Here is a 16,191-nt window from a genome sequence, read left to right as displayed (position 1 = left end):
TCCTCCAAACGCCCTCACCAACGTAAGAAAAGTCTTTGCTCCCTTTTGTCATAAAAGACCTTCCCTACGTAGCTTTCACATGCTTGTTAGTCTTATGGCCGCGAACGACTGGGCCGGTAGGGAGCGACCTGATAGATCGTCCCGATTCAACCTCTGCAAGTTCCAAGTCGTACCGTGCTTGCAAGTTCATCCAGAACTCTGGGGCGTCACCGAACCAATGAGCAAACCGCAGCGCAGAGTCACCAGTGATCCCACGTTTGCCGTTGATTATCTGAGTGACCCTATTAGCAGGGACGGCAAGCTGACGCGCCAACTCAGTCGGCGACACACCAACAGCTTCAAGACGCTGGGCGAGAACTCCTCCCGGATGATGGACTGCTGCGGTCATATTGCGCCTCGGAATGGCCAGGCTATTCCCACCGACGATAAGGTTCTTGACGATGTACGTCAATCGTACATCAATTGACCTTGTTCATTTCTGGGAAGTACCTCTCCGATCAATCGGGTAGTGGTTGGGTTCCTATTGTTTGCGGCCTGAAACGCCTCTGATCGCCACGATCAAGCCATTGCTGATCACACAGGAATGGCGCGATGTTGGCTCCGATCTGGCTGCGCGCCGCGCATCGCGGCGTGCCCACTTTTCTCGTGACGGCCCTACTGATGGGGCAGTCTTCGATGGCGTTGGCCGAATCCCCGATGCAGCGTCAGGAGCTGGTTGCCGCGCTGCGTCAGCTCGACGCGCTGGAGCGCACCGTCGCAGATAGCGCGACGCATACCCCCATCACACCGGGCGAGCGCTACCACTTCGATTACCCGCGACTACTGGCTGACCTTGAGCGTGTGCGCGCTGGCATCCTGGCCCATCTCACACCGTCGCGCGCCCAGCCGCGCGACCTCTCCGAACTGACTGGCGAGTACCGCACTGAGCGGGCTGCCCCGCCATCGCTGCCGACGACTGCGCAGGGCAGACCATGAACGGCGCCCAGGTCTCGGCATTTCAAGCCAACAGCGGCATCGCACCATCCGCGATGGCGACCGTCCTGGTCGGCGTCGTGTTCGCGGTTCTGCTCGTCTGGGGCGTCTGGGCCATCCGAACGGCCTACGTGGGGTGGGCCGAGAACCGCCTCAACCAGCGCCAGTTCCTCGGCGTCTGCATCCGCTTCGTCGCGATGTACCTCGTGCTGACGTTCTTCCTCCTCTCCTGACCTGAAGGGATTGACCATGCAAAACCGCATCCTCACTACTCGTTTTGTCCAACGCGCCGCCGTCGTCCTGGGTGCCGCCGCATTGCCCGCGCTGACGTTCGCGCAAGGCCTGCCGCAGTTGGAAAACCCGACCCGCGGCGCTGGCAGCGGCATCATGGACACGATCAGGAACTACGGCTACGACATCATCATGCTCGTGGCCCTGCTGGTGGTGGCGTCGATGTTTATCGGCGTGTGCTATCACGCCTACGGCACCTACGCGGAAATCCACACTGGCCGCAAGACGTGGGGCCAGTTCGGCCTCACGGTCGCCATCGGCGCTGTCCTGCTCGTGATCGGCATCTGGCTGCTCACCGAAGCCACCGGCATCCTGTAAGCGAGGACGGGCCATGTCCGAGCAACAGCATGTCCGTGCCGATGGGACAGTCACGTTCCTTCCACACCGGCTCAACAGGCACCCGGTGGTCGTGCGCGGCCTCACCGCCGACGAGTTGTGGATTTGCTGCGGCCTGTCTGGCGCCGCCGGCCTGGTGGTCGGCGCTCCGTTGTCCTGGGTGTTCCGCACGATTGCCATCGCGCCGACCTTCGTTGTCCTGGGCGTGGCGCTGGGCGTGTTCATCGGCGGCGGCATTCTGCGCCGCCTCAAGCGTGGGCGTCCCGACACTTGGCTGTACCGGCAGTTGCAATGGCGGATTGCCACGCGCCATCCGCTGATGGCCGGTTGGGTGGGCGACGATGTGCTGATCTCGCGCTCTGGCTTCTGGACTACCCGCAGGGGCAGGCATGGGGGCGCACGATGAGCCGTTTCAAGAACAAGATCACCCACCTGCAGGCGCACATCAGGACGCTGCGCCTCGGCGCGGGTGCGCTGGTCGTCGTCGCCCTGGTCATGGGCGGAGGATGGTGGAGCGCACCGCGCGACCTGACCATCCACGTCCCGCCTGACCTGCGCTCCGGCAGTACCCGCAAGTGGTGGGAAGTACCGCCTGAATCGGTCTATGCGTTCACGTTCTACGTGTTCCAGACCCTCAACCGCTGGCCGACGAATGGCGAAGAAGACTACCCGCGCAATCTCCACACGCTCTCGCCGTACCTCACCCCGTCCTGCCAGGCCTTCCTGCGCGCGGACTACGACTACCGCCGCAGCACCGGCGAACTGCGCCAGCGCGTGCGCGGCATCTATGAAATCCCCGGTCGCAGCTATGGCGACAACCCCACGGCGCGCGTGCGTGTGATTTCCGACCGCGACTGGGTGGTGACATTGGACATCAGCGCCGACGAGTACTACGGCGCCGAGCAGGTCAAACGCGCCTTGGTGCGCTACCCCGTAAAGGTCGCGCGGGTGGACGTCGATCCCGCCCGCAACCCCTTCGGCCTGGTGCTCGACTGCTACGAAGGCACGCCCCAGCGCATCAGCGCACCGGAGCCGACGCGCCCAGTGCCTGGTGGAATGACGCCGCAAGCGCCTCAAGGAGGTAATTCCCCATGAAGCATCCTGTACTCGCGCTGCTGGGGCTGCTGGCCGTGGCCGCCACAGTGGTCGCGCCCCCCGCCGTCCAGGCGGTGGAAATCCTACGTTGGGAGCGCATGCCGCTGGCGGTGCCGTTGAAGGTCGGCCAGGAGCGCATCGTGTTCATCGACCGAAACGTCCGCGTGGGCGTGCCTGCGGGCGTCGGTGAGCGGCTGCGCGTGCAGAGCGCGGGCGGCGCGGTGTACCTGCGTGCCAGCGAGCCAATTGAGCCAACACGGCTGCAATTGCAGGACGCCGACACGGGCGCGCTGATCCTGCTCGACATTGCGGCGGAACTGCCCAAGGACAGCGAAACTGAGCTGGAGCCGGTGCGCATCGTTGAAGGCGACAGCAACCCGGCGCGCTATGGCGGTCAGCCTGACGGACCCGATACACCCCAGACGCGCGTCCAGAATCAGGCGGACACCCGGACGACGCGGCGCGAAACGCCAATCCCTGTCGTGTTGACACGCTTTGCGGCACAGAACCTCTACGCGCCGCTGCGCACCGTGGAACCCTTGCCAGGCGTTATTCGGGTCAACCTGCGCCGCGACCTCGACCTCGGCACGCTGATGCCGACCTTGCCGGCACGCGCGGTCGCGGTCGCCTCGTGGCGACTGGAAGACCAGTGGGTCACTGCCGTGCGCTTGACCAACAGCAGCAACGACTGGATCAACCTCGATCCGCGCATGCTGCACGGCGATTTCCTCACCGCCACCTTCCAGCATGAGGCGCTCGGCCCACGCGGAACATCTGAGGACACGACCGTCCTGTACCTGGTGACGCGCGGGCACGGCCTCGCGCAGTCGCTGCTGCCGGCGATCCATCGCTTCGACCCCGCAGTGCATCTTCCGCAGCCCAAAGCAGCCGCCAGCGACGACAGGGAGGCCCGCCATGCGCAGTAACGGACTCCTGAAGTGGCTACTGATCCCCGTGGCCCTGCTGGTGCTGTTTGTCGCCATCCGGCTGTTCTCTGGAGGCGGTGCGTCGGCGCCGCCCAGCGCAGATGGCGGCGGCAGGCTCACGCCGGAGGAAATGAAGGCGCTGGGCATCGAGGGCGATACCCCGCGCGACACCGTGGCGACGCTGGTTGCCCAGGTGAAGCAGTTGCGCACCGAGCTTCAGACCGCGCTGTCCGACAACAGGTCGCAGCGCGAGGAGAATCAGCGACTGCGCCAGCGCGAGAGCGCCATCGACCAGCGTATCAGTTCGGCCCTCGAATCCGAACGCTCCGACCTGCGCCGTGACCAACAGCAGGCGGACAGCGCGCGCCAGCAGACCGAGGGGCTGCTCGCCGACCTGCAGCAGCGCCTGGACAGCATCGGCGGGCGTGGCGGCAGCCATGCCGATTTGCCGGTGGGGCTGGGCCTGCGTGACGGCGACGAGGCCGGCATGGAAGGCGGTATGCGCTGGGTGGAGCCTGATGACGCGAAACAAAGCGATGGACGAGGCAGGTCGAATGGCGGCATAAATTTTCCCACCAGTTTCGGTTCCGCACAGAGCACGCTGGAAACCACAGCGCAAACCGTGGCGAACGCGGGCGCACGCGCCGCTGGCGTCAAGACCGCGACGCCCGTCTACACCGTGCCGACCAACTCAACGCTGATGGGGTCGGTGGCAATGACAGCGCTGATTGGCCGCGTGCCGATCGACGGCACGGTGAACGATCCGTACCCCTTCAAGGTCTTGGTCGGGCCGGACAATTTGACCGCGAACGGTATCGACATTCCCGATGTGGCCGGAGCCGTGTTCTCCGGCACCGCATCAGGCGACTGGACGCTCTCGTGCGTGCGCGGCCAGGTGCGCAGCATCACCTTCGTGTTCCATGACGGGACCATCCGCACCATTCCCGAGGATCGCGAGGGCAACCAGCAAAACAACCAACAACGCGACGGCCTGGGCTGGATCAGCGACCCGCACGGCATTCCCTGTGTCAGCGGCGAGCGGCGCAGCAATGCGCAGCAGTACCTCGGCACCCAGGCGCTGATCACGGCGGCTGGCGCTGGCGTGGCCTCACTGATCGAATCCGACAGTGGCAGGGCGTCCTATGTCGGTGCCGACGGCTCCATCGGCAGCGTGGGCATCAGCGGCCAGGAAGCCGTGGGCCGGATTCTCGCCAGTGGCGTTCAGGACATGTCGAGCTGGGTCAACAAGCTCTACGGCCAGGCCTTCGCTGCCGTTTATGTGCAGCCCGGTGCCAAGGTCGCCGTCCACCTCGAAAAGCCGCTCGCCATCGACTTCGACCCAGAAGGCCGGAAGGTCGATCACCGCGCAGGAGAAAGCCATGCTCTCGAACTTGAATAGCTGGGCTCAAGGCCTGGCGCTGGCCTTGACCGTCGCGCTGCTCGGCGGCTGCGCCACCAGCAAGGAAAAGCTGCTGACCCACGGCGACAGCACGATGATGGACATCTGGCAACAGAACGCCGGTGATGGCAGCGGTGGCGCCGGCCAGGTGGCGCGCAGACAGTTGCTTGATGCGCGCCAGAGCCTTCGCCGTCCGCTGACCGAGGCCGACGTGCAAGCCGTACCTGCCGAGCAGATGCGCTACACGCGCACCGCGCGCAATGAGGTCTATCGCCAGTTCCAGCGCCTGCCCAACCCCGACCTCGTTATGTACGTGTATCCCCATTTGGCGGGCACCGACCCGGTGCCGATTCCGGGCTATACGACTGTGTTCCCGCTGTACCAGCGCGTGCAGTACGCCATGCCAGGCGAGCGCGTGGAGGACTACTGATGCGTTGGAAACTCCCCTGGCCGAAGCTGGCCGCACCGAAGCTGGCCGCGTCCGGCGCTGGCGATGACGAGCAGCCGGACGGCTGGCAGCGCCACGTCGAGGCACTGCACCAGGCCGGCATCCCCGAACCCGGCACGGCGGTGCAAGGTCACAGGCCGGCGACCATGGCAGACGAGCAGACGCTGTATGAGGTCGCGCCGTCGTTCGTGGAACTACTGCCCTGGGTGGAGTTCCTGCCGCAGTCGAAGGCCATGTTGCTGGAGGACGGGCAATCGGTGGCGGCCTTTTACGAGCTGGTGCCGCTGGGCACCGAAGGCCGGGAACCCGGCTGGCTCGCGCAGGCCCGCGATGCCTTGGAGAACGCGCTGCAGGACAGTTTCGATGAACTGGACGAAACTCCCTGGGTGTTGCAGCTCTACGCCCAGGACGAGCCCAGTTTTGACCAGTACATGCAGACCCTGCGCGACTATGTGCAGCCGCGCGCCCGTGATACAGCGTTCAGCGAGTTCTACCTGCGCTTCTTCGGCCACCACCTGCGCGCGGTGGCCAAGCCGGGCGGCCTGTTCGAGGACACTGTGGTCACACGGCTGCGCTGGCGCGGCCAGACCCGGCGCGTGCGCATGGTGGTCTACCGCCGCGTGACCGGGCAAGGGCAAAACAGCCGTCGCGGGCAGACGCCCGAGCAGATGCTCAATATCGTCTGCGACCGCCTGTGCGGCGGACTGGCGAACGCCGGCATTCAGGCCCGGCGCATGGTCGCGGCAGATGTTCATGACTGGTTGCTGCGCTGGTTCAACCCGCGCCCCACGTTGCTCGGGCCTGGGGCCGAAGACCGGGAGCGCTTCTATACATTGGCGCGCTATCCCGACAGTGCGGAGGAAGGCGAGGACGGCGAGATCGAGCTGGCGAGCGGACGGGATTTCAGCCAACGGCTGTTCTTCGGCCAGCCGCGTTCCGACGTGGCGCACGGCACCTGGCATTTCGACGGCATGCCGCACCGCGTGCTGATCACCGACCGCCTGCGCATGCCGCCAGGCACGGGACACCTGACCGGCGAGACGCGCAAGGGCGACGCCATCAACACGTTGTTCGACCAGATGCCCGAGGACACCATCCTTTGCCTGACGCTGGTCGCCACGCCGCAGGATGTTCTCGAAGCGGATCTCAATCATCTGGCGAAGAAGGCCGTGGGCGAAACCCTGGCATCCGAGCAGACGCTCAAGGACGTGCATGAAGCCCGCTCCCTGATCGGCAGCGCGCACAAGCTCTATCGTGGCACGCTGGCGTTCTACCTGCGCGGGCGCGACGAGGCGGAACTGGATCGGCGCGGCCTCGACCTGGCGAACGTCATGCTCAACGCCGGTTTGCAGCCGGTTCGCGAAGACGACGAGGTGGCACCGCTGAACAGCTACTTGCGCTGGCTGCCGTGCTGCTACAACCCCGGCCAGGATCGGCGCAAGTGGTACACCCAACTGATGTTCGCCCAGCACGCGGCGAACCTCTCGCCCGTGTGGGGCCGCGCCCAAGGTACGGGGCACCCCGGCATCACGATGTTCAACCGCGGCGGCGGGCCGATCACCTTCGACCCGCTCAACCGCCTGGATCGGCAGATGAATGCCCACCTGTTTCTGTTCGGCCCGACAGGTTCAGGCAAGTCGGCGACCCTCAACAACCTCTTGAATCAGGTCACGGCGATCTACCGTCCCCGCCTGTTCATTGTCGAGGCCGGCAACAGCTTCGGCTTGTTCAGCGACTTTGCCCGGCGCCTGGGCCTGACCGTGAATCGGGTCAAGCTCGCTCCGGGCTCGGGCGTTACCCTGGCGCCGTTCGCGGATGCGCGCCGGCTGATCGAGACGCCCAGCGACGTGCAGACGCTCGACGCCGATGCGCTGGATGAAGACCTGCCTCCCGATGCTGTGGCCATGGAGGCAGATGAGCAGCGCGACGTACTGGGTGAACTGGAGATCACCGCGAGGCTGATGATCACCGGCGGCGAAGATAAAGAAGAAGCCCGGATGACGCGAGCCGACCGCTCACTGATCCGTCAGTGCATCCTCGATGCCGCCGAGCACTGCCACAGCAAGGATGGCGAGAAGCGAACCGTTCTCACGCGCGATGTGCGCAACGCGCTGCGCACGCGCAGCCAGGACCCGACGCTGCCGGAAATGCGGCGTGTGCGACTGCTGGAGATGGCCGACGCCATGGACATGTTCTGCCAAGGCACGGACGGCGAAATGTTCGACCGCGACGGTTCGCCGTGGCCCGAAGCCGACATCACCCTGGTGGATCTGGCGACCTATGCCCGCGAAGGCTACAACGCGCAGCTCTCTATTGCCTACATCAGCCTGATCAGCACGGTGAACAACATTGCCGAGCGCGATCAGTACCTGGGCCGCCCGATCATCAACGTCACCGACGAAGGACACATCATCACCAAGAACCCGCTGCTCGCACCCTACGTGGTGAAGATCACCAAGATGTGGCGCAAGCTGGGGGCCTGGTTCTGGCTCGCCACACAAAACATCGACGACTTGCCGCGCGCTGCAGAGCCCATGCTCAACATGATCGAGTGGTGGATCTGCCTGTCGATGCCGCCCGATGAGGTGGAGAAGATCGCGCGGTTCCGCGAACTCTCGCCTGCGCAGAAGGCGCTGATGCTTTCCGCGCGCAAGGAAGCCGGGAAGTTCACCGAGGGCGTCATCCTCTCCAAGAGCCTGGAAGTGCTGTTTCGGGCCGTGCCACCGAGCCTCTATCTCGCGCTCGCGCAGACGGAACCCGAGGAGAAGGCCGAGCGTTACCAGCTCATGCAGCAACACGGCATCAGCGAACTCGATGCGGCCTTCAAAGTGGCCGAGAGAATCGACCAGGCGCGCGGCATCAAGTCGCCAGCCGTGGGCCTGCCGCAATAGCCGCCGGAGACTGCCGTGAAACCGAAACGTCCTTCCATTCCTATGCCGGTGCAGGCGTTCCGCCGTCGGCGCTCGCACAAGCGCTGGCCCTGGTTCTTGGCCGCTGGATTGATCGCGCTGCTGTTGATATGGATCGTGTCCCGCATTCCCAGCGAACCCGCGTCGCTGCCTCCCGCGCCGGTCAGTGCTGCGCAGGTAGCCGGGCCTCCCTGGCAGATGGGCAACCCCGAGGGCCGATTCACGCTGACGCTCTATGCCGACCTCGAATGTCCGTTCTGTCGAGCGTACTTCCCGCAGCTCAAGCGCTGGGTGGATGCCAACGCGGACGTAGCCCTGCAATGGCACCACCAGCCGCTGGCCGCGCACGAACCGGCCGCCTCCGCCGAGGCACGCCTGGCCGAGTGCGCCGCCGAGACAGGTGGGCATGCGGCCTTTTGGCAGGCCATTGAATGGATCTATGCGCACACACGTAGCGACGGCTTGGGCTTGCCCGAGGGTCTGCGCTATCCCGGCCTCAACCCAGCCGTCGAGCAGTGTTTGGCCAGCGAGCGACCGGATAGGGTGATTCGCGCTCAGGCCGAGGAAGCCACCAAGGGCGGCGTGACCGCGACGCCTTCGATTCGTCTGCAGGATCGCCAAACCGGTCAGGCAATCGTGCTGCCGGGGCCGATCGAAGGCGATGCACTGCTGTCGGCCATGGACATGCTGGTGGCTGAGGATGCCGCCGCTCCACCGACCACCGAAATGCCTGCCGACGTTGTCGGCGACATGCCCAGGTAGCCTGCGGTCATTGAGGCTACGGCGCAGCACGCTGCGCTGACCGCGACCCGTTCGCCTCGCATCCTGGCCGCGAACGATCACCGCAGCAGCGGTGATGGATGCACCCTGTTCCCTTATTTTTTTTTCCTATCCCAGGAGGGCTTGCCCTCCTGGGGCATGTGCGCCCTTCGATTTCCCTGTCTGGAGGTTCGCCATGTCTGTCGTCATCAATGACTCCTGCCTGGAGTCACTTTCCGATATTGCCGCTCAGCACGAAGACTGGATCGTTCAGCAAGCCATCGTGCTGCTGGAGCGACGGGTTTTCAAAGCCGGGCCACGTCTTGAACGGCCCGCTGCGGTCAGGGACTACCTTCGCTTGAAGCTGGTCGCCGAGCCCAACGAGATCTTCGTCGTTGTATTCATGAACAGCATGCACGACGTGCTGGCCGTGGAGCCGATGTTCCATGGAACGATCAATGCGACCTCGGTTTATCCACGGGTCGTGCTGCAGCGCGCTTTGCAACTGAACGCCGCTGCGGTCATCTTCGCCCATCAGCACCCCTCGGGTTCCACCGAGCCATCCAATGCGGATCGCGTGCTGACCGAGCAGTTGAAGACCGCCTTGGCGCTTATCGACGTGCGCGTACTCGACCATTTCGTGATTGGTCAGGGCACGCCGTACTCGTTCGCCGAGTCGGGTCTTTTGTAGGAAAGCACGTGGTTCACTGATCACAACGGGGGCTTCGGCCTCCGCTTTTTTCCATACGGCAGCACCGAACAGGTATGCGGGGTGCCCGCGATGCGCATTGTTTGTTGGGGCGGCAGCGGGTTCGCGTTCGACTATGGCTCTGATCAACTTCCAGGGCACGCGACATGCCAGCATCTTTACTCCGCTTCACAGCAGGCTGGCGAACCCTTGGCCTGGCCGTTGCACTACCGGCGTCCTTGGCTGTTTTCAGCCCAGCCACCTTCGCCGCCGATGTGGTGGTCATTACCGATAGCCGCCACCCGGTCAAGACCATGGGTGGCGAGCGGCTGATTGAGATGGATGAAGGCCCGCGCATCGAAGCCGAGCTTTCCGCACAACTGCCCATCGATCCCGAGCAGGCCACGGCCATCGTCAAGCGCCAACTGAATCAAGGTGGCGCCGACCTTCAGCGCCGCATCGCTTCCGCCTACCAGGGCGTCACCGACGCTTGGAGTTTGGGCGTCATCAGTATTCCGGCGGTCGTGGTGGATCAGCGTTACGTGGTCTATGGCGAGCCGGATGTGGCCCGTGCCGTCGCGCACATCGAACAACATCGGAGGTCGCAGCCATGACCCGAGCCTTCGAGCGGATGCGCCGCCTGCGCGCGGGCGTGGCCTCAGTGCTGCTGCTCAGCGCCACGGGCAGCTACGCACTCAACACCGCCTCCATCGTTGGCTCAGTGGCATCACCAGATTGCCTCGAATACCGCGTCGTCGGCATCTGCTACTGGCTCTACTGCACCTGGACGGGCTGCACGGTGCGCACGTCCACCAAGGTTCGCCACTACGTTCCCGATGCAGTCGTCTCCAGCTACAGCAACACCGGCGAGAACCCCTGGGTCGAAGTCCGGGCGATGAGCACGCCCAACCCGTCCGCCCAAGCGGGCGGCGACGGAACCACGAACGAGGATCACGAAAACAACCTCGCCAAGTTCAAGAACGCCGACGTGATCGGCCACCCTGGCGTCGAGGTGTTCAACCAGTTCGTCTCGTCGTCGGGCTACTTCTGTGAGGGCGCGGGCACGGCGTTCATGCCGTACTTGCTCAGCACCCTGGATACGCTGGCCTGGCGCTACAACGTGCCCGAGATGGCCTACCCGGAAGCGCTGATTCCGGGCCGGCGCGAAGTCGGCGCCCGTACCACGATGAATCTCTGGGGCAACGTGTATCCCCGTGGCGGCTTCCTGCACCAGACCGACGACTTCAAGGCCGGCGCAGTGGTAGCCCAGCGTGCGGGCGATGTGGTCACTCGCCGGGGGCAGATCCACGTCTATCAGCCGTTGCTTGCCAACTCCCGCGACGGCTACTGGCCGGCCGGCGCGCTGATGGAGGGCGATGCCTCCACCGGCAAGTGGCAAGAACTCACCCCCGTCTTGTCGTCGTCCTGCACGGTCTTTCCGCGCAGCGGCTTCCTTACCCAGGCGCAGCAAGGCGACTACGCATGGGCGCTGTGGCGGCCGTATGCCTGCTGCGAACGCCGGGGCCAGGTGTTCCTCGGCAGCGTCGATTTCCAATGAGGGTGCGGCGATGAAGCGTCCTGAACTGACAAACCTCTCCACCAAGGCGTGCCGCCTGCTGCGTCCCACGGTATTGACTGGGGTATTGACCGGGGTGCTGTCTGGCGCGCTCGTTCTTGGCAGCGGCCTGGCGTGGGCGCAGACCGGCTTTCAAACCGGCGGCTCCGTGATCGGCGACGAGGTGATGTATTCGATTGGCGGCGGTAGCGCAGTGTCCATGGGGCGTGCGGCCGGCATGCGCTCGATCGGCGTCGGCGTGGGCTGGAACAGCAACCTGATCTGCGGCGACATGAGCATCCAAACCACGCTGCGCAACCAGCTCAACGGCGTCACCAACGGCTTTCAGCAGATCATGAGCAACGTGATCCAGAGCGCCACCAGCGCGGTGGCATCGCTGCCTGCGCTGATCATCCAGCGCGCCGATCCGGGCCTGTACAACCTGCTGACCAACGGCGTGCTGCAGGCACGGATGGATTTCGACCGTTCCAAGCTGACCTGCCGTGCCATGGCCGAGAAGATGGCCGACACGGCGGGCGGACAGCTTGGCTGGAGCCAGATGGCCGAAGGCATGGCACTGCGCGATGCGGTGTCGAGCACCGATGCCGTGTCGGCGATCGAGCAGGCAGAGACGCGCCGTGGCAACGACGGCGTGCCCTGGGTAGGCGGCAACAACGCGGGCGGTGCAGGTCAGTCGGCCATCCGCGTGGTCGGCGACGTCACCCGTGCGGGCTACAACCTGGTCAACGGTCGCAGCGTAACCGACACGTCGTCCATCGCTTCCGCCAGTTGCGCGAGCCTGTCCTGCCAGACCTGGACTTCGCCGCAGCAGGCGACCGAATGGGCCACGCGGGTTCTTGGGGAACAGGTGCAGCGCACCTGCGATGCCTGCACCAAGACCGAAACGGTGCCCGGCGTCGGGCTGACGCCGCTGATCCAGGAGGAGTACGAGGCCAAGCTGGAGGCCTTGCAGGAACTGGTCTCGGGAACGCGCAATACCACCTTCGAGAACCTGCGCGCGGCCGGCAGCACCTCGCTGCCCATCACCCGCGGCGTCATCGAGGCGCTGCGCGACGAGCCTGACCAAGACTTGCTGGCGCGGCGCCTGGCCTCGGAGGTCGCGCTGGCGTCGGTGCTGGAGAAGGCACTGCTGCTCCAGCGTACCCTGCTGACCGGCAAGAAGGAGCCCAACGTCGCGGCGAACCAGTTGGCGGTCGAGGCCGTGAACCACGAAAGCGACACGCTCGACCAAGAGATCCGCAACCTCAAGACCGAGCTGGAGCTGCGCCGTGAGCTGGCGAACAACTCGCCCATGGCCATCATCCAGCGCCACGGCACGCGCGCGGCTGGCTCGCGTGGCATCTACGAAGGCGATCCCATTCCCGACCGCCTCGACCGGCTCCAGAAGGGCAATCCGGGAGGCAACCCATGAACCTGCCGCGCGCCAGTTGGCTGCGCCCACGCTGGCTGCTCAACCGACGCGCGGCGAAAGCGCTGCTGTGGACGGTGGTGCTCGTTGCCGTCGCGGTGGGCACCAACATCGTCGGCATTTATCTCGTTGGCAGTGTGGCCGGTTGGGAGCGGTGGCTGACGGCCACGGCGGGCTACTTCCTGGTGTGGCGACTGTGCCTGTACGGCGCAACCGCCTACGGCTGGGTCTGGATGCGTCGCCGCCTGCTGGCGCGCGAGGCCCAACGCGGGGCGGATAGGCTGGCGCGGCGGCGACTGCTGCGCAGCGAGATCGCTGGCGCCGCCGCCATTGTGGCGCTGGAAGCCAGCCTGTTGATGCAGGCCGCTTGAGGGGAGATCGGGGTCATGACGCTTTTTACGACCGACTACCTGGAGTACTACCTGACGCTGGTGTCGTGGATTGTCCATAACGGCATCTGGGCGGTACTGGTGGCAAGCGGTGTCTTCGCGCTGCCTTTCATTGCCATCATCGTGCAGGAATGGCTGAAGGCCCGTGCGGAGGGTGCCGACGAAGGCAACAAGGGCGTGCTCTCAGCTGCGCGCATCGAGAACCGGGTGTTCGTCGCCATCGTGGTGGTGATGTTCGCCGGCATCCCCTTTATCGACGTGGATCTCAACACCATCCGCTACGACAGCGCGCGCTCGGCGCAGTGCCAGGTCAGCGTGCCACAACCCTCGGCGACCGGCTGGTCGCAGTCTTTCAGCACGCTCAACAACCAATCGGCGAAGGTGCCGGTCTGGTGGGCCTTCATGCACGCGCTCTCGCGCGCCGTCACAGGGGCCTCGGTGGCAGCGATCCCATGCGGCACAGACCTGCGGCAAATGAGGATGGAGATCGACGCGACGCGCATCGACGACCCGGTGCTGGCTCAGGAAGTGGCGGATTTCTCGCGAGACTGCTACGGGCCGGCGCGCGCCAAGCTGTTCATGCAGCGCCCAAACCTCGATGAGGCGCAGATGCACGACGTGACCTGGATCGGGTCGAGGTTTTTCACGGACACCGGCGGCTACTACGATAGCTACCGCTCCAGCACACCACGCGATGACTGGCCCTACGACAGCACCCGCGACGCGGGGCTTGCGCAGGTGGCCAGTGGTGGCGGTTATCCGTCCTGCAGGCAGTGGTGGGCCGATGGCAGCAATGGCCTGCGCGCACGCCTGCTGGGGCAGGTAGACCCAAGCCTGCTGAATCGCTTGGCGGGCTGGGCCGGCTTTCTGAGCCGAGCCGAGGTGGACGACTCGGTGATCCGCACCATCGCCTCGCCGAGGCAGCAGAAACTGAACCAGGGCAGCGTCTATACCGACTACGGCGGCCAGATCGACAAGACCCTGCCGAACATCGTAACGCGGGCCACTGGCGACGTCGGCATGGCCGTCGGGGCGATTGCCGCGTTTCCGGCCATGGACGTGGTGCGCCAGGCGTTACCCATGGTGCTCGCCTTGCTCAAGATGGCGCTGGTCATCTGCATCCCGCTGGTGCTGGTTGTGGGCACCTACGACCTGAAGACCGTCGTTACTGTGAGCGTCGTGCAGTTCGCGCTGTTCTTCGTCGATTTCTGGTTCCAGCTCGCACGCTGGATCGACAGCACCATCCTCGATGCGCTCTATGGCTGGGGCTTCGGTTGGAACCGGCCACACGCCAACTTCGATCCACTGGTGGGGCTGAACAACGCCTTTGGGGATCTGCTGTTGAACTTCGTCACGGGGACGATGTTCCTTGTACTGCCGGGATTCTGGCTCGCGAGTCTTACCTGGGTTGGAATTCGAGCCGGGCACGCCATCCAGGGGCTTTCAGACGGCAGCAAGAGCGCTGGCCAAGCGGGCGGTAAGGGTGCAGGGGCGCTTGCCGGAGGTAAGCTGAAGTAGCGCAAGGCCGGTCAGTCGTCGGTGTATAGCTCGTGGGACGTGTCGTTGTACAGATTCGGATCGTAGCCCGGCGTCTTGCGCAATTCTGTGAGATCGGTGAAAGACCACTCGTCGTCATCCGAGGTATTGGCAGCAGCAGCCCATCCTGCCGCCACAACGCCCAGCAACACGAGGGCGAACCAGAACGCAACGTATAGCAGCAGCCCCAGCACAGCCAGCTTGACCGCCCACAGCAGCACGGTGGCGCCGGCCACCGGCACTCCCTTGGATACCAACCAGCTCGATGTGCGCCGCTCGCCCCGCGCATAAGCGCGCCATCCACGGCCAAGGGTACGTCCGAGGCGTTCTGCGGTGCTGGTGCGAGAAGTGGTGTTCACGGTCGTCTCCTGCTACATGAGGAATGCCTATTCCAGTTTGCTCCAATCCTGCTTGCTTGACTCTACCAATGCGCTCCAGTCGTCCGGCGGGTTCCCGCGCCCGAGCATCTTCTCGAACACGGCATAGGGGTCTGATTTGCTCCCCGAAGACCGCAGGGTCTGCTCATCGTTGACCCAGGCGTACACGATGATCTTGGCCTTCGAGTCGTAGCGGAAGAACAGCCTGTATCGCCTTCCGAGCTTGGCTCGCCGCCAGTGGCGATAGACCGGCCCCATGGTATTGCCTTGACGGTACTCGTCGCGTGCTGGATCACTCGGCACCACATCCTGTATCAACTGAACCAAGGCCCGGAAGAACTTGACGTTGGCGTTCGATCCAAACCCTTCCGGGTCGTTCTCCTGGGCGCGCAGCACAGCCGCACGCAGCTTCATCATCTGCTCGATCAGGTTGTCGTGGAACAGCAGTGTCCAGCCATGCTGTCGCATCAGATTTCCACGTCCTCATTGAAATCATCGCCCAGCTCCACCTTGTGGCCCGCGTGCTCCAGCATGGTGCGAGCCAAATCCTCGGGCAGGCCGCGCACATTCCGGCCCGCTTCAATGTCGTGGGCCAGCAGGGTCAGGAACGCGGCAATGGCAGGGTCCTCGTGCTCGGCATCGGCGCGGGTCACGATGACTTCACTGCCACGAAGCTCGAACGCGAGCTTGCTGCCGGTATCGGCACCCAGCGCCTGCCGGATGGATTTGGGCAGCGTGATCTGACCTTTGGAGGTCAGCGTGGCAACTTCGTGAATGGCAGGCATGGCGGCTCTCCTGATCGCAATGCCTGTATTGTAAGGAAATATCCTTACTTCGTCAATCTGTGGTCTCACCGCGGCTCTCCAGCATCCAACAATGGATCGCATCGTAGAGCGGGAACAGCCAGCCTTCCCGCATCAATCCGGCCCCGCCATACCCGCATTGACGATGGACGACACATGCTCACCGCTCTATATCCAAAGGCTTCTAAAGGCCAAAAGGTCAAGGGGGCAAGGGAATGGGGTGCAAGGGGAAAGGCCCTACCCGAAAAGGCGAAAAGGCCTCCCGCTTGGCCAGCCACC

General features: G+C 64.6%; 20 protein-coding genes. 16 read left to right on the top strand and 4 right to left on the bottom strand.

Annotated features, from left to right (window positions below):
• Positions 1-64: 64 nt before the first annotated feature.
• Positions 65-388, bottom strand: coding sequence for a HigA family addiction module antitoxin (locus tag LDJ84_RS30865; protein ID WP_079381333.1), 324 nt, complete (start codon positions 386-388; stop codon positions 65-67).
• A 203-nt stretch (positions 389-591) separates the two neighbouring features.
• On the opposite strand from LDJ84_RS30865, the gene LDJ84_RS06715 reads away from it, so the two are divergent.
• The 16 genes from LDJ84_RS06715 to LDJ84_RS06640 all read left to right on the top strand — a co-directional run bounded on the left by LDJ84_RS06715 (position 592) and on the right by LDJ84_RS06640 (position 14,714).
• Entirely contained in the window at positions 592-975 is a 384-nt protein-coding gene (locus tag LDJ84_RS06715) for an RAQPRD family integrative conjugative element protein (protein WP_033981946.1), read from the top strand.
• Positions 972-1,205: a TIGR03758 family integrating conjugative element protein gene (locus LDJ84_RS06710; protein WP_022579861.1), complete on the top strand. Its 234-nt coding sequence runs from the start codon at positions 972-974 to the stop codon at positions 1,203-1,205. The genes LDJ84_RS06715 and LDJ84_RS06710 overlap by 4 nt, the downstream gene beginning before the upstream one ends.
• Positions 1,206-1,221: 16 nt before the next feature.
• Positions 1,222-1,581 (top strand): TIGR03745 family integrating conjugative element membrane protein, encoded by a 360-nt coding sequence (locus tag LDJ84_RS06705; RefSeq protein ID WP_033981949.1) that lies wholly within the window; start codon positions 1,222-1,224, stop codon positions 1,579-1,581.
• A gap of 13 nt (positions 1,582-1,594) precedes the next feature.
• Complete coding sequence (locus LDJ84_RS06700) at positions 1,595-2,005, top strand: TIGR03750 family conjugal transfer protein (protein ID WP_033981950.1); 411 nt, start codon at positions 1,595-1,597, stop codon at positions 2,003-2,005.
• Positions 2,002-2,694, top strand: a complete 693-nt coding sequence (locus tag LDJ84_RS06695; RefSeq protein ID WP_226046103.1) for a PFL_4703 family integrating conjugative element protein — start codon at positions 2,002-2,004, stop codon at positions 2,692-2,694. The genes LDJ84_RS06700 and LDJ84_RS06695 overlap by 4 nt, the downstream gene beginning before the upstream one ends.
• Entirely contained in the window at positions 2,691-3,620 is a 930-nt protein-coding gene (locus LDJ84_RS06690; RefSeq protein WP_088138681.1) for a TIGR03749 family integrating conjugative element protein, read from the top strand. The genes LDJ84_RS06695 and LDJ84_RS06690 overlap by 4 nt, the downstream gene beginning before the upstream one ends.
• Entirely contained in the window at positions 3,610-5,019 is a 1,410-nt protein-coding gene (locus tag LDJ84_RS06685) for a TIGR03752 family integrating conjugative element protein (protein WP_088138680.1), read from the top strand. The genes LDJ84_RS06690 and LDJ84_RS06685 overlap by 11 nt, the downstream gene beginning before the upstream one ends.
• Positions 5,000-5,449, top strand: coding sequence for a TIGR03751 family conjugal transfer lipoprotein (locus tag LDJ84_RS06680; RefSeq protein WP_050159774.1), 450 nt, complete (start codon positions 5,000-5,002; stop codon positions 5,447-5,449). Before LDJ84_RS06685 ends, LDJ84_RS06680 begins: the two co-directional genes overlap by 20 nt.
• Positions 5,449-8,358: a conjugative transfer ATPase gene (locus LDJ84_RS06675; protein ID WP_033981955.1), complete on the top strand. Its 2,910-nt coding sequence runs from the start codon at positions 5,449-5,451 to the stop codon at positions 8,356-8,358. Before LDJ84_RS06680 ends, LDJ84_RS06675 begins: the two co-directional genes overlap by 1 nt.
• Before the next feature lie 15 nt (positions 8,359-8,373).
• Positions 8,374-9,138, top strand: a complete 765-nt coding sequence (locus LDJ84_RS06670; protein ID WP_033981956.1) for a DsbA family protein — start codon at positions 8,374-8,376, stop codon at positions 9,136-9,138.
• Positions 9,139-9,331: 193 nt separating this feature from the next.
• A complete protein-coding gene (locus LDJ84_RS06665; RefSeq protein WP_033981957.1) occupies positions 9,332-9,826 on the top strand; it encodes a JAB domain-containing protein in 495 nt (164 codons plus the stop codon).
• Positions 9,827-9,990: 164 nt separating this feature from the next.
• A complete protein-coding gene (locus LDJ84_RS06660) occupies positions 9,991-10,437 on the top strand; it encodes a TIGR03757 family integrating conjugative element protein (protein WP_033981958.1) in 447 nt (148 codons plus the stop codon).
• Entirely contained in the window at positions 10,434-11,381 is a 948-nt protein-coding gene (locus tag LDJ84_RS06655) for a TIGR03756 family integrating conjugative element protein (RefSeq protein WP_226046102.1), read from the top strand. The genes LDJ84_RS06660 and LDJ84_RS06655 overlap by 4 nt, the downstream gene beginning before the upstream one ends.
• Before the next feature lie 10 nt (positions 11,382-11,391).
• A complete protein-coding gene (locus tag LDJ84_RS06650) occupies positions 11,392-12,810 on the top strand; it encodes an integrating conjugative element protein (protein WP_033981960.1) in 1,419 nt (472 codons plus the stop codon).
• On the top strand, positions 12,807-13,178 hold the full coding sequence (locus LDJ84_RS06645; RefSeq protein ID WP_033981961.1) for a hypothetical protein: 372 nt from the start codon (positions 12,807-12,809) through the stop codon (positions 13,176-13,178). Before LDJ84_RS06650 ends, LDJ84_RS06645 begins: the two co-directional genes overlap by 4 nt.
• 15 nt (positions 13,179-13,193) lie before the next feature.
• Positions 13,194-14,714, top strand: coding sequence for a conjugal transfer protein TraG N-terminal domain-containing protein (locus tag LDJ84_RS06640; RefSeq protein WP_033981962.1), 1,521 nt, complete (start codon positions 13,194-13,196; stop codon positions 14,712-14,714).
• 11 nt (positions 14,715-14,725) lie between these two features.
• On the opposite strand, the gene LDJ84_RS06635 is transcribed toward LDJ84_RS06640, so the two are convergent.
• Genes LDJ84_RS06635 through LDJ84_RS06625 form a run of 3 tightly spaced genes read right to left on the bottom strand, consistent with a single transcriptional unit; the run spans position 14,726 to position 15,894 of the window.
• Positions 14,726-15,091, bottom strand: a complete 366-nt coding sequence (locus LDJ84_RS06635) for a DUF3742 family protein (protein WP_226046101.1) — start codon at positions 15,089-15,091, stop codon at positions 14,726-14,728.
• Positions 15,092-15,118: 27 nt separating this feature from the next.
• Positions 15,119-15,577: a type II toxin-antitoxin system YhaV family toxin gene (locus LDJ84_RS06630; protein WP_033981966.1), complete on the bottom strand. Its 459-nt coding sequence runs from the start codon at positions 15,575-15,577 to the stop codon at positions 15,119-15,121.
• On the bottom strand, positions 15,577-15,894 hold the full coding sequence (locus LDJ84_RS06625) for a type II toxin-antitoxin system PrlF family antitoxin (RefSeq protein ID WP_033981967.1): 318 nt from the start codon (positions 15,892-15,894) through the stop codon (positions 15,577-15,579). The genes LDJ84_RS06630 and LDJ84_RS06625 overlap by 1 nt, the downstream gene beginning before the upstream one ends.
• Positions 15,895-16,191: the final 297 nt, after the last annotated feature.

This window comes from Pseudomonas sp. HS-18 (genome assembly GCF_020401845.1).
Classification (GTDB): Bacteria; Pseudomonadota; Gammaproteobacteria; order Pseudomonadales; family Pseudomonadaceae; genus Pseudomonas; species Pseudomonas nitroreducens.
This window is presented reverse-complemented; position numbering and strand designations above follow the sequence as displayed.

What these genes read in the sequence shown, in the direction of transcription:
- LDJ84_RS30865 (WP_079381333.1), bottom strand. Translation starts at nt 388, where the DNA reads ATGACCGCAGCAGTCCATCATCCGGGAGGAGTTCTCGCCCAGCGTCTT.
- LDJ84_RS06715 (WP_033981946.1), top strand. Translation starts at nt 592, where the DNA reads ATGTTGGCTCCGATCTGGCTGCGCGCCGCGCATCGCGGCGTGCCCACT.
- LDJ84_RS06710 (WP_022579861.1), top strand. Translation starts at nt 972, where the DNA reads ATGAACGGCGCCCAGGTCTCGGCATTTCAAGCCAACAGCGGCATCGCA.
- LDJ84_RS06705 (WP_033981949.1), top strand. Translation starts at nt 1,222, where the DNA reads ATGCAAAACCGCATCCTCACTACTCGTTTTGTCCAACGCGCCGCCGTC.
- LDJ84_RS06700 (WP_033981950.1), top strand. Translation starts at nt 1,595, where the DNA reads ATGTCCGAGCAACAGCATGTCCGTGCCGATGGGACAGTCACGTTCCTT.
- LDJ84_RS06695 (WP_226046103.1), top strand. Translation starts at nt 2,002, where the DNA reads ATGAGCCGTTTCAAGAACAAGATCACCCACCTGCAGGCGCACATCAGG.
- LDJ84_RS06690 (WP_088138681.1), top strand. Translation starts at nt 2,691, where the DNA reads ATGAAGCATCCTGTACTCGCGCTGCTGGGGCTGCTGGCCGTGGCCGCC.
- LDJ84_RS06685 (WP_088138680.1), top strand. Translation starts at nt 3,610, where the DNA reads ATGCGCAGTAACGGACTCCTGAAGTGGCTACTGATCCCCGTGGCCCTG.
- LDJ84_RS06680 (WP_050159774.1), top strand. Translation starts at nt 5,000, where the DNA reads ATGCTCTCGAACTTGAATAGCTGGGCTCAAGGCCTGGCGCTGGCCTTG.
- LDJ84_RS06675 (WP_033981955.1), top strand. Translation starts at nt 5,449, where the DNA reads ATGCGTTGGAAACTCCCCTGGCCGAAGCTGGCCGCACCGAAGCTGGCC.
- LDJ84_RS06665 (WP_033981957.1), top strand. Translation starts at nt 9,332, where the DNA reads ATGTCTGTCGTCATCAATGACTCCTGCCTGGAGTCACTTTCCGATATT.
- LDJ84_RS06660 (WP_033981958.1), top strand. Translation starts at nt 9,991, where the DNA reads ATGCCAGCATCTTTACTCCGCTTCACAGCAGGCTGGCGAACCCTTGGC.
- LDJ84_RS06655 (WP_226046102.1), top strand. Translation starts at nt 10,434, where the DNA reads ATGACCCGAGCCTTCGAGCGGATGCGCCGCCTGCGCGCGGGCGTGGCC.
- LDJ84_RS06650 (WP_033981960.1), top strand. Translation starts at nt 11,392, where the DNA reads ATGAAGCGTCCTGAACTGACAAACCTCTCCACCAAGGCGTGCCGCCTG.
- LDJ84_RS06645 (WP_033981961.1), top strand. Translation starts at nt 12,807, where the DNA reads ATGAACCTGCCGCGCGCCAGTTGGCTGCGCCCACGCTGGCTGCTCAAC.
- LDJ84_RS06640 (WP_033981962.1), top strand. Translation starts at nt 13,194, where the DNA reads ATGACGCTTTTTACGACCGACTACCTGGAGTACTACCTGACGCTGGTG.
- LDJ84_RS06630 (WP_033981966.1), bottom strand. Translation starts at nt 15,577, where the DNA reads ATGCGACAGCATGGCTGGACACTGCTGTTCCACGACAACCTGATCGAG.
- LDJ84_RS06625 (WP_033981967.1), bottom strand. Translation starts at nt 15,894, where the DNA reads ATGCCTGCCATTCACGAAGTTGCCACGCTGACCTCCAAAGGTCAGATC.